The following is a 12,275-nucleotide window of genomic DNA, read 5'->3' on the forward strand; positions in this document are numbered from 1 at the left end:
ATTCAGACCGCCTGCAATGTGAGCCACGCTCCGACGACGATCACCATGGCGGCTGTGCCGACGGGTGCGTAATGCGACAGGGCGCGGGTGGCACGGCCGTCCAGGAATTTCTCGACGCGGTCGCGGGCTTTCACCAGCAGCAATCCGACGGCGGTGAGCGTGCCGGCCATGCCGATTCCGTAACCGACGACCAGCAGGACGCCGAACCACGTCCGGCCCAGGGCCATGGCGCCGAGGAGCACGACGAGCGCGGAGGGTGACGGAACGAGTCCGTTGGCCGCGCCCATGCCGATCAGGCTTGCCCGGCTGTACCCGTGGCCGTGCCCGGTTCCGTGCCCGTGTCCGTGGCCATGACCGTGCCCATGTCCGTGGCCGTGCCCATGACCGTGCCCGGTGCCTGCACCGACGCCGGCGAGGGCGGGTTCGCGCGTCAGGGCCGAGCGCAGCAGGAACACGCCGATCACCGTGATGAGAAGGCCGCTGACGAGCCCGAGCCAGCGCAGCACCTGCTCGCCGGCCAGCGCGCTCGACGCGCTGATGACCAGGCCGAGCACCAGCACGCCACCCGTGTGGGTGGCGGTGACCGAGGCGCCGACGATGAAGGCGTCCTTCGGCGTGCCCTGACGGCCCGCGAGGTAGGCGGCGATGAGCGTCTTGCCGTGACCGGGCAACGCGGCGTGCGACGCGCCCAGCAGCAACGAGAGCAGAACAGCAAGAAACCCCAGCCACGGCGTGAGCTCACTGCTGCCCAGGATGTTGTTCAGGGCGGACGCGGTGACGCTCAACGACTGGATGGGGGAGCCCGAGGCCTTCTTCGGTTCGGATCCGCTGCCGGGAGAGGCGTTGAAGGTGACGGACCGGACGTCCATCGGGTTGCTGAGCAGGTCCTCGGGATACGTCCGGAGCTCGTTGCTGATGCTCTCGGTGGGCACGGAGGAGTCCGTCAGCCTGATCCCGGTGCCAGCCGCGGTGATCTCGCGCCAGCCCACGCGGTCGATGTTCGACACGTCGCGGAACTGCAGCTGGGCGGGCCGGTCGAGGTCGACCTTGGCGGTGAACTCGCAGACCAGGCGGGTCGTGGAGAGATCCGCCTGGCCCTGGGGGTGATCCTTGGTGGAGCTGGAGAGCGTCCAGGTGATGCGACGGCCGTCCACCGTGGCCTCGTCGGTCTTCGCGACCTCGTCGCACCACTGCTTCGCGTCCCGGGCCTTCAGGTTCTCCTGCAGTGTCGGGATCTCCGCGACGTCGACCACGGATCTCAGGTCGATGCGGTCCGGACGCAGGTGCAGGCCGTGGTAGTGGTTGACGCTGAAGTTGCCCAGCGGGTGCGCGGACGCCTCGCCGTGGATGAAGAAGATGCCCGCCAGCAGGAGGGCGACGACCAGGACGGGCCGCACGACCCAGCCGGACAGACTCACCGGCCGCCTCGCAGCTCGGCGAGCTTGCGACCCGCCTTCAGCGCCTGCAGCGGGGAGAAGTTCGCGTTCAGCCGCAACGCCTGCACCAGCGCCTCCTGGGCCTCGGCGACCCGGCCGAGCGCGGCCAGGATCATGCCGCGGTGGTAGGAGAACGTGGCGTTCTGCCAGCCCAGCGCGTTGGCGCGGTCGGAGTAGGACAGAGCCTCGGCGTCGCGGCCGTTCATGTGCAGCGCCCAGGCCATCGCGTCGGCCACGAACACACTCTGGCGGCGGCTCCACTCGGCCTCGGCCCGCCGCAGCGCCTGCATGCCGTCGCCGCGGTCCGCAGCGACGAGAGCCGCGGCGAGGTCGTCGGACGCGCCCTGCGACTCCATCAGCCGCTGCTGCTCGGACAGCACCTCGTACTGCCGCGCGGCCTCATCGGTCTTGCCGCTGGCCTCCAGCAGCTCCGCGTACTCCTGCAGGTACTGCGGGAGGGGAGCGCGGGCCACGAGCTTGCGGTAGATCTCGATGGCCACCGGGGCTTCACCCCGCGCCACCGCGACCTTGGCCTTGCCTTGAGTGAGAGCCATGTCGTCTCCTCTCGCCGCCAGTCCCTGCTCGTAGTGCTGGGCGGCCTCGTCGAGCCGGTTGTGGTCGAACGCGAGTTCGCCCAGCCGGTACTGGCAGAACGCGATCTCCTCGGGCGTCGCGGCCGCCGTCAGCGCGCGTGTCATCGCGTCGCGGGCGCCGGTGACGTCGCCGTGGAGCTCGAAGTGGAAGGAAGCGCGGGCGAACGACGCGGTGTTGGGCTTGAGGTCCAGCATCTTCTGCACCGCGCCCTGGGCGCCGGCGTCGTCGCCGAGTTGCGTCAACGCGTCCGCCAGCACTCCGTAGGCCTGCGCGGAGGAAGGCAGCGCGGTGATCGCCTTCTGGGCCCAGTCACGGGCCGCGGGAAAATCGTGGCGGGCGTTGGCCAGCGTGCCCATGCCGATGGCGGCGAGGCCCGTGTCGCCCGCGTTCCTCAACGCGCCCTCGGCCTTCGAGTAGTACGTGGGGTCGGCCGTGACGCGCGCCAGTTCCACATAGGACGCACCGAGCTTGGCCCAGGAGTCCTTGTCCTGGGGCAGGCTGTGCAGTCGCTGCTGCAGCTGGTGCACCACGCGGTGCATCTCGTTCTGCTGCGCGACAACGGGAACGGGCTCGGGTTGCGCGCCTCCGGCCCTGCTGTCGGCAGGACCGGAGGCGGCGAGGTAGGCAAGCGCCGCGGTGGCCAGGAGACCCACCGCGACCGCTTGCCGCATTTGGTACTTCATCACTTCGAGTGCGACCCGTACTTGCGGATGTGCTGCTGACGCTTGCGCCACAGGAAGAAGCCGGCGCCGAACACGGCCGCCGAACCCACCGCGGTGGTCATGGCCATCGGGTCCAGGTTGGCGATCTTGCCGACCGGGTTCACCGCGACCTCCGCCGTGTTGCCGGAGGCGTTGACGGCGGTGCCGTTGCGGGGCAGCCCCACGTACGGGAACGAAGCCTCGAAGGGCTGGTCGTTCGCGTCGACCTTGTCACCCGTGGCGAGCGCGTCGACGATCTTGCCGGACGCCGCGGCGCCCTCCATCGCCTGCACGGCGATGTCGACCACGTCGTCGGTGAGGCGACGGCCGTTCGGGAAGCCCTGCGTGTCACCGGCGAGCAGGCCGAGACGGTTGGGGTTCGGGTTCGGGTCGATCATCAGGTTCAGTCGCAGCATCTCGCTGGGACGGAACCGCTTCTGGTCGACGTCGGCGTTGTTGACCTGCGAGTTCAGGTCCGCGTTGATCTGCGCGCCCAGCTTCTTCGTGATGCCGGTCAGGAAGATCTCGGCCAGGTCGTCGCGCTGGCCCTGCGGTGCCGGGATCTTGTAGATGGCCTCGATCAGCTTGGGCAGCTCCGGGTTGACCACCCGGTCGACGAGGTCCTTCACGCCGGCGTCCTGGTCGGGGCGCAGGCCGTTGAACGCGTCCTTCAGGCCCGCGGGGGCCACGACCTCGTTGACCAGCGGGTTGCCCAGGCGGGAGACCTGCACGAAGTCGCCCTGCGGCTCCGCCTTGCCCGGCGAGAGCTTCAGGCTGCGGCGCGACGTGGCGCTCCAGACGCCGATGTTCGGGTTGCGGTGCACGTCGTTCTTCAGCGCCAGCGCGTGCTTGGGCAGCTGGATCGCGATGGTGTTGACGTTGTAGCCGCGCAGCGTGTCCTGACCGACCTCGCTCAGGTTGCCGCCGTAGAGCAGGTCGAACACCCGCAGGTCGGCGAAGAACGCGTCGTCGGACGGTCCGACGTAGACCTTGCCGCCGCCGGGGATCTCCTTGATCGCGTGGTCGCGCAGCTTCTTGAAGTCCGGCATCGACGCCGGACCGTTGGGCGACGGCGCGACCTGGGCGTTGTTGACCAGCTTGACCTTCTGGCCGTTCTGATAGATCGCCTCGAGGTCGTAGTACTGGCGGAACAACAGGTTCTCGTCGTCGAGCGAGTCCACGACACCGTTGGCGTACAAGAAGGTGTTGTTCTTGCGCTTGTCGTCGGTGTGGAACATGAACCGCAGGGTGACGTCCGGCTTCGCGTCGCCGTCGTTGTCGACGTTGAAGTCGTACTGGGCGTCCTCGGCCCACGGGAAGAAGTTCGGGCCGCCGTTGGGCTCCTGGAAACCCGACCAGTTGCCGACCAGCGTCACGGTGTCCTTGTGGTCAGGACTGACGAACGCGTAGAGGTCCGTGTTGTCCACGGCCGGATCGCCCGCGATGAGCGGGGCCTCGCGGTGTGACGAGGCGGTGGCGTTCATACCGCCGAACATGGCCGCGTTGAGCAGTGTGGCGGCCACCAGCGCGGCCGCAGCCACCTGGCCGCGCCGACCGCTGAGGACGTGCGGTGATGACATTTCAGGAGACCTTTCGGTAAGCATTTCAGGCGCTGTGCATGAGCAGCGACGGTTCGCTGGAATGGCTGGAGGAGTGGCTGGAGGAGTGGTCTGTCCACCTCGCTTGGGTGAAGTCGCGGATGCCTTCGACCAGCCGGTCGACGTCCTGGTCCGGCCGCACCACCAGGCGCGCGAAACGGCTGCTCATGCCGAGCTTGTTGCCGCACTCGCGGATGAAGACCTGGTGACGGGACAGCAGGTGGTCGCGAAGCTCGCGGCCGTCCATGCCGCCGCCGAGCTTGACCAGCAGGAAGTTGGCTTGCGACGAGTACACGGTCAGATCGGGAATGCGCGACAGCTCCATGCCCATGCGGTAGCGGTCGCGGCTCAGCAGTCGCAGGCTCTCGGCGTACTCGGCCTCGTGCTCGGCGAGCATGAACACGACGGTTTCCGCGAGAGAGTTGAGGTTCCACTTCGGCAGCGTCTGGCGCATCTTTCCGGCGAGACCGGGGTTCGCGACCAGGTAGCCGAACCGGATGCCGTGCAGGCCGAAGTTCTTGCCGAGGCTCTTCAGCACGACCACGTTGGGCCGGATGGACGCCTCGGCGGCGACCGACGGGTTGCGCTCGACCTCGACGAAGTCGATGAACGACTCGTCGATGACGACCAGGTCCAGGTCGGCCAGTTCGTCCATGAATCGGACGATCTCCCGGCGCGACAGGTACCCGCCGTCGGGGTTGTTCGGGTTGCAGATGACGGCGGTGCGCGATCCGCGGGTGCGGATGAACTTGATGTACTCGTCGACGTCCAGCTCGAAGTTGTTGCTCTCCTGGAGCAGGAACATGTCGACGCGCTTGTTGCTCTCCATCGGCTGGTCGGTCCAGCGGCCGAAGGTGGGGATCGGGATGGCGATGCTGTCGTGGATCCACATGTGGTCCATCCACGTGATCAGCTCGGTGCTGCCGTTCGACATCGCGATCGTGGCCGGGTTGAGCCCGAGTACCGTGGAGAGCTGCTGCGCGATCTTGGACGAGTCGCTGGGGTAGAATTTCAGGACCGATTCGAGGTTCTTCGAGAGTTCCTCGAACATCTCGGGCGTCGGGAAGTACGGGTTGCACGGGATGCAGAAGTCCACGAGCTCGCCCGCACCGGTCCGCGACAGCTCGAAATAAGACGGGCTGTGCGCGGTCTGCTGGAAGAGACCCGAGTCCACACCATGCCGCACGCGATCACTCCGTCCCTCGGTCCGCTTCCGACACCGGGGCATACGTGCCGATGTTCATCCCGGTTCACGGGTCAATGTCAGGAAGGTCTCGACCAGGTCACGCGCGCAACCTCGGCCGTGCTCGCCGCCGACCAGCCCTCCGGGTGCCGTTGAGTCCACTTGGGACAGACAAACGGCCCTGATCCGGACGCCCGGTTGGCCGCTTGCGTGCTCGGGTACCCGGCCTTGAGGCGCACTCGGGCACGTGAGGTTCGACAACCGGCGCTTTGTGCCGTGTCGTTTGGGGCTGTTCCGGCCGCTTTCGCAGGTCAGAAGGGCCTTCGGTGACGGTCCCGCGGGTGGTCTGACGCACCGTTCAGGGCGGATTCCACCTCCGTGACGGGCGTCCTGCGAAAAATTGTCGGTCCAGGCGGATACCCTGCTGGCAGTCCGCACACAATCAGGGAGCAATACCCGTGACCGCTGAGACCCTGTACGGGGCCGACGACCTGACGCACCTCGAAGGACTCGAGGCCGTCCGCAAGCGGCCCGGCATGTACATCGGGTCGACCGACAGCCGGGGCATCAACCACCTCTTCAGCGAGATCGTCGACAACTCCACCGACGAGGGCGTCGCGGGGCATGCGACGAAGATCGTGGTCACGCTGCACGCCGACGGCAGCGTCCAGGTCGACGACGACGGCCGGGGCATCCCGACCGACGTGCACGCGAAGTCCGGTCTGTCCGGTGTGGAGCTCGTTCTCACCAAGCTGCACGCCGGCGGCAAGTTCGGCGGCTCCGGCTACAAGACCTCCGGCGGCCTGCACGGCGTCGGCGCCTCCGCCGTCAACGCCCTCTCGCTCCGTTACGACGTCACGGTGCGGCGCGGCGGCAAGGTGCACGAGATGTCGTTCGCCCACGGCGTTCCCGGCGTGTTCGACGGCCCTGGCCCGAAGGCGAAGTTCACCCGCCAGGCGGGCCTGCAGGTCACCGGCAAGATGAAGCGCAACGAGTCGACCGGCACTTCGACCCGCTACTGGTACGACTCCCGCTACTTCGAGAACGGCGCCGCGCTGGACGTGGAAGCCGTCCGCCTGAAGATGCGCAACACGGCGTTCCTCGTGCCCGGCGTGACCTACGTGCTCCGGACCGCCCTCGAGGACTCGATCTCCGAAGAGGTCTTCCACTACCCGCACGGCCTGACCGACATGGTCGACTTCCTCGCACCCTCGGGCGACCGCGCCGTCTCCGGAACCCTGGTGATCACCGGCTCCGGCACCTACTTCGAGAACGCCGCCGACGAGAACGGCGTGATGCGGTCCAAAGTGGAGCGTCAGGCCGAGGTCGAGGTGGCCCTGCGCTGGGGCACCGGCTACGAGCGCACCGTCGAGTGCTTCACCAACACCATCCGCAACGTGCACGGCGGCACCCACCGCCGCGGCTTCGACCGCGCGGTGCTGAAGTCCGTGCAGGACGCGATCTCCAAGACCCGCGGGCTGCTGAAGCCCAAGGAGGACCCGCCGACGCTGGACGACGTGCTGGAGGGCGTGACCGCCGTCATCCACGTCCGCATCCCCGAGCCGCAGTTCACCTCCCAGACCAAGGACGAGCTGTCCACCGCCGGCATCACCAAGGTGCTGCAGGGGATCGTCGACGCTCAGGTGCGGGCGTGGACCGAGGACCGCAAGACCAAGGTCGAGGCCAAGACCGTGCTGCAGAAGGTCGTCGACGCCTCGCGCGTGCGGCTGACGCAGAAGCAGCAGAAGGACGCGGCTCGGCGCAAGACGGCGCTCGAGGGCGCCGCGATGCCCGCCAAGCTCGTCGACTGCCGCACGACAGGTGTTTCGCGTAGCGAACTTTTCCTGGTGGAAGGCGACTCCGCCCTCGGCTCGGCAAGAATGGCTCGCGTCTCCGAGTACCAGGCGCTGCTTCCCTTGCGCGGCAAGATTCTCAACGTCCAGAAGGCGTCGCTCGCCGACACCCTGCGCAACGCTGAGATCGCTTCCATCGTCCAGGTCCTCGGCGCCGGCACCGGCCGCACGTTCGAGATCTCCCAGATGCGGTACGGCCGCGTGATCCTGATGGCCGACGCGGACGTCGACGGCAGCCACATCCGCACGCTGCTGATCACGTTGTTCGCCAAGTACATGAGGCCCGTCATCGAAGACGGCCGCCTGTACGCCGCCATGCCTCCGTTGCACAAGGTGATGACGCGCGGCCGCAACGCCGAAACGCACTTCACCTTCACCCAGCGCCAGATGGAGCAGAAGGTCGCGCAGCTGGAGAAGGCGGGCAAGTCGGTGGTCACGCCGGTGCCGCGGTTCAAGGGTCTGGGCGAGATGGACGCGGACGAGTTGTGGGAGACCACGATGAACCCCTCCACGCGAAGCGTCCGGCGCATCACCATGGACGACGTCGACGCCGCCGAGACCGCGCTGGAACTGCTGATGGGCGAGAAGGTCGAGCCGCGCCGCAACTGGCTCATCGAGTCCTCCGCCCGGGTCGACCAGTCGGCCATCGACCTCTGAGCCACACGGAAAGAGCTGGAAGACAAGTCATGGCACGCCGCAAGGGAACCACGACCAAGGTCGACCCCGCCGCGTTCGACCGAGCCGGCGCCCAGGTCCTCGACAACTCGCTGAAGACGGAGATCGAGGACTCGTACCTGGAGTACGCGTACTCGGTCATCCACTCGCGGGCTCTGCCGGACGCGCGGGACGGCCTCAAGCCGGTGCACCGCCGCATCCTGTTCTCGATGCACGAGCAGGGGTACCGGCCCACCCACGCCTACGTGAAGTCGGCCCGCGTGACGGGCGACTGCTTCGTCAAGGGTGCGCTCGTGTCCACTCCCGGTGGGCTGCGGCCGATCGAGGAGATCGAGATCGGTGATCTCGTGCTCGACGGTCACGGCACGCCGGTGCGGGTGAGCGAGGTGTACGAGAACCCGGTCTCCGATCTCGTGCGGGTCACGTGGTCGAACGGGCGCACGATGCTCGTTACTCCAGGGCAGCGCTTCCGGACCGTCGAGTCCGACCTGTCGATCGGCTGGACCGCGGCGCAGGACCTGGCCGGGAGGCGGACGATCGCCTACGGCGCGGACCGGCAGGCCGGGCTCGTGTCGGACGGCGGGGACATCGGCGCCTACGTGCGCGGGCTCATCGTTGCGGAAGGCTTCGCCGTCGGCCGCAACCAGGCTTCCGATGGCCGAGTGCGGATCCACATGTGCGACGTCGAACCGCTGGACGTCGCACACGGGTGGGCGATCCTCAACGGTGTCAACGTTTCGCGTGGCAAGCGCGTCGCGAAGAACCCGAAGCACAAGGACCAGCACATCCTGACGTTCGCGCGCCACGAGGCGTTGCTGGAGACCGCCACGCCGCGCAGCGACCAGAAGGTCGTGCCGCCGAGTGTGCTGGCGGACCGGTCGGCGTGGGCGCCGTTCATCGCCGGCTTCTTCGACGGCGACGGGTACGTGCGCAAGCAGAACCGCGAGATCGTGCTCGTGAGCACGAGCCCGCAGCTGATCGATCAGCTGCACGGCATGCTCGCCGACTGCGGCATCCACGGGCACCACTGGTCCCGGGTCAGCACGATCGGGAACAAGACGCTGCTGGGGCTGTCGATCTCCGGGCGCGACGCCGCGACGCTGGCGATGGCGCTGCTGCCGTGGACGAAGATCGGGTACAAGCAGGACGGACTGCGGCGGGTTCTGGCCATCGGCTACCGCTCCGGCAGCAAGCAGGGCGGCGATCGGCTTCCCTGCGCGCCGGTGATGGCAGAGTTCTCCGCCGCGCACCAGGGCGGCGGCTGGTTCCGCGACACCGAGGGTGTGGCGTTCCGCGCGTCGCTGGGGGAGGACGTGCGGTACGGCAGGGACCGGCACGGCAAGGCGCTCGCCGAGCGGTCCTTCCCACTGGCACGCGCTCTGGAGGACGGCTGGGCCGAGAAGCTGCGCCGGATCGGTTCGCCGCTCGCCGAGCGGCTGGAGGCGTTGTGCGGCTTCAGCTTCCTCGAAGTGACCTCGGTCGAGCCGGTCAGTCCGGACACCACCTACGACATCCAGGTCGCCACCGAGGAACACGCGTTCGTCGTCGACGGCCAGGTCGTGCACAACTGCATGGGCAAGTACCACCCGCACGGTGACACGGCGATCTACGACGCGTTGGTCCGCCTCGCGCAGGACTTCAGCCTCAACGAGCCGCTCATCGACGGCCACGGCAACTTCGGTTCCCCGGACGACGGTCCCGCTGCGGCGCGGTACACCGAGTGCCGCATGTCCCCGGTCGCCATGCAGCTCGTCGGCGAGCTCAACGAGGACACGGTCGACTTCCGGCCGAACTACGACGGGTCGCTGGAAGAGCCGAGCGTGCTGCCGGCGGCGTTCCCGAACCTGCTGGTCAACGGCACGTCCGGCATCGCGGTCGGCATGGCCACGAACATGATCCCGCACAACCTCCGCGAGGTGATCGGGGCGGCGCGGTGGCTGATCACGCACCCCGACGCGAGCCTCGACAAGCTCATGGAGTTCGTGCCGGGGCCCGACCTGCCGACCGGCGGCATCCTGCTGGGCCTCGACGAGGTCCGCAAGGCCTACGAGACGGGCCGCGGCGTGGTCCGGATGCGCGCGAAGGTCGAGATCGGGCTGCTCGAGGGCAGCAGGGGGCGGCAGGCCATCACGGTCACGCAGCTGCCGTACGGGGTCGGGTCCGAGCGGATCGTCGAGAAGATCACCGACGAGGTCAACAAGTCGAAGCGGCTGACCGGCATCGCGGACGTCAAGGACCTCACCGACCGCGAGAACGGCATCCGGCTCGTCATCGAGTGCAAGGTGGGCGTGAACCCGCAGGCGCTGCTCGCGGACCTCTACCGGTTGACGCCGATGGAGCAGTCGTTCGGCATCAACAACCTGGTGCTGGTCGACGGGCAGCCGCAGACGCTCGGTCTCAAGGAGCTGCTGGAGGTCTTCCTCAAGCACCGCTACGAGGTCGTCACGCGGCGCACGAAGTTCCGCAGGCGCAAGCGCGAGGAGCGGTTGCACCTGGTCGAGGCGCTGCTGATCGCTCTGCTCGACATCGACAAGGTCATCAAGCTGATCCGGGCCAGCGAGAACGCGGCGGCCGCCAAGGAAGGCCTGATGAAGCAGTTCCGGCTGTCGGAGATCCAGGCCGCCTACATCCTCGACACGCCGCTGCGCCGCCTCACCAAGTACGACAAGCTCGAGCTCGAGAACGAGCAGGACAAGCTCAACCAGGAGATCGCCGAGCTGACCGCGATCCTGGACGACGAGACCGTGCTCAAGAAGCTCGTGTCGACCGAGCTGGCCGCGGTCGCCAAGGACCTCGGCGGCGACCGGCGCACCAGCCTCATCGACGGTGACCTCAAGGAGGTGCTGGCGGCGTCCAAGCCCGCCGGGCCGCTGGAGGTCGCCGACGACCCGTGCCAGGTCATCCTCAGCGCCACCGGGCTCGTCGCGCGCACCGCGGCCGAGTCGGAGGAGGCGTCGGAGGGCAAGCGCCGCGCGGGCCGCGTGAAGCACGATGCCGTGTCCGCCGTGGTGCACTCCACGGCGCGTGGGCAGGTCATCCTGATCACGAACCTCGGGCGCGCGTTCAAGACGGACGTGCTGCCATTGCCGGTGCTGCCCGAGCAGAACGGCACGGTGTCGCTGAGCGGTGGCATGGCGGCGAGTGAGCTGGTGCCGCTGGACAAGGGCGAGAAGGTGATCGGCATCGTCCCGCTCGACGCCGGTGACTCGCCCGGCCTCGCGCTCGGCACGAAGCTCGGCACGGTCAAGGTGTGTTCGCCGGAGTGGCCGGTGCGGTCGGACGAGTTCGAGGTCATCACGCTCAAGGACGGCGACGAGGTCGTCGGCGCCACCTGGCTCAAGGACGGCAGCGAGACGCTCGCGTTCGTCAGCTCGGACTCGTCGTTGCTGCGCTACGACGCGAAGCTGGTGCGGCCGCAGGGTCTCAAGGGCGGCGGCATGGCCGGTATCAACCTGAGCGGCGACGCGTACGTGGTGTTCTTCGGGGCGATTCGCACGGACGACGACGAGCACGGCGAGCCGATGGTCGTCACGTCGTCCGGGCAGAGCGTCAAGGTCACGCCGTTCAGCGAGTACCCGGCCAAGGGGCGCGCCACGGGTGGTGTGCGGTCGCAGCGGTTCCTCAAGGGCGAGTCGCACCTGGTGGTGGCGTGGATCGGGTCGCGCCCGGCGGGTGCGGACGAGAAGGGCGTGCCGGTCGAGCTGCCGGACATCGACACCCGGCGCGACGGCTCCGGGCACGCGCATCCCGGGCCGGACGTGATCGGGCACCTGATCGAGAGGGACTAGGGGGTTCGCCCGTCGTTTCGACCACGTCGGCATCACCGTGGCCGATCTCGACATCGTGACGGCCTTCTTCGTCGGCCTCGGGTTGGAGGCCGGCCAGAAGATGGCCGTCGAGGGCGAGTTCCTGGACACGGTCATCGGGATGACCGGTGCCCGTGTCGAGATCGTCATGCTGCACGTACCGGCTGGTGGCACGACGCTGGAACTGTCGAGCTTCACGCGCCCGGATCACTTGCCTGGGTCGCCTGCCGCGCCGGCGAACGAGCTTGGGGCTGCGCAACGTCGCCTTCGAGGTGCACGACCTGCGGGCCGCGGTCGACCACGCCGCGGCTGAGGGCTACGGCCTGGCGGGCGGCATCGGCGAGTACGAGGGCTCGTGGCGGATGGCGTACGTGCGCGGGCCCGAGGGAATCATCGTCTCGCTGGCGGAGCGCATCGAGAAGTAGGGGG

The 12,275-nt window shown here is 68.3% G+C and carries 7 protein-coding genes; 3 read left to right on the forward strand and 4 right to left on the reverse strand.

Annotation, left to right across the window (positions count from 1 at the left end; translation table 11 throughout):
* Nucleotides 1-2: 2 nt before the first annotated feature.
* Genes ABZ345_RS12230 through ABZ345_RS12245 form a run of 4 tightly spaced genes read right to left on the reverse strand, consistent with a single transcriptional unit; the run spans nucleotide 3 to nucleotide 5,515 of the window.
* Nucleotides 3-1,418: a High-affinity nickel-transporter gene (locus tag ABZ345_RS12230; protein ID WP_359846162.1), complete on the reverse strand. Its 1,416-nt coding sequence runs from the start codon at nucleotides 1,416-1,418 to the stop codon at nucleotides 3-5.
* Nucleotides 1,415-2,713, reverse strand: a complete 1,299-nt coding sequence (locus tag ABZ345_RS12235; RefSeq protein ID WP_359846165.1) for a hypothetical protein — start codon at nucleotides 2,711-2,713, stop codon at nucleotides 1,415-1,417. The genes ABZ345_RS12230 and ABZ345_RS12235 overlap by 4 nt, the downstream gene beginning before the upstream one ends.
* Entirely contained in the window at nucleotides 2,713-4,311 is a 1,599-nt protein-coding gene (locus tag ABZ345_RS12240) for a DUF4331 domain-containing protein (RefSeq protein WP_359846168.1), read from the reverse strand. The genes ABZ345_RS12235 and ABZ345_RS12240 overlap by 1 nt, the downstream gene beginning before the upstream one ends.
* Nucleotides 4,312-4,336: 25 nt before the next feature.
* A complete protein-coding gene (locus ABZ345_RS12245; protein ID WP_359846170.1) occupies nucleotides 4,337-5,515 on the reverse strand; it encodes a histidinol-phosphate transaminase in 1,179 nt (392 codons plus the stop codon).
* 455 nt (nucleotides 5,516-5,970) lie between these two features.
* Here ABZ345_RS12245 and ABZ345_RS12250 point away from each other — a divergent pair, with 455 nt between their 5' ends.
* From ABZ345_RS12250 to ABZ345_RS12260, 3 genes are all read left to right on the forward strand, one after another.
* Nucleotides 5,971-8,022 carry a DNA topoisomerase IV subunit B gene (locus tag ABZ345_RS12250; RefSeq protein WP_359846173.1) on the forward strand — a complete coding sequence of 684 codons (2,052 nt, stop codon included), beginning with the start codon at nucleotides 5,971-5,973 and terminating at the stop codon, nucleotides 8,020-8,022.
* Nucleotides 8,023-8,051: 29 nt separating this feature from the next.
* On the forward strand, nucleotides 8,052-11,828 hold the full coding sequence (locus ABZ345_RS12255) for a DNA topoisomerase (ATP-hydrolyzing) (protein WP_359846175.1): 3,777 nt from the start codon (nucleotides 8,052-8,054) through the stop codon (nucleotides 11,826-11,828).
* A 263-nt stretch (nucleotides 11,829-12,091) separates the two neighbouring features.
* Entirely contained in the window at nucleotides 12,092-12,271 is a 180-nt protein-coding gene (locus ABZ345_RS12260) for a hypothetical protein (RefSeq protein ID WP_359846178.1), read from the forward strand.
* Nucleotides 12,272-12,275 lie beyond the last annotated feature (4 nt).

Source organism: Lentzea sp. NPDC005914, assembly GCF_040629405.1.
Lineage (GTDB): Bacteria > Actinomycetota > Actinomycetes > Mycobacteriales > Pseudonocardiaceae > Lentzea.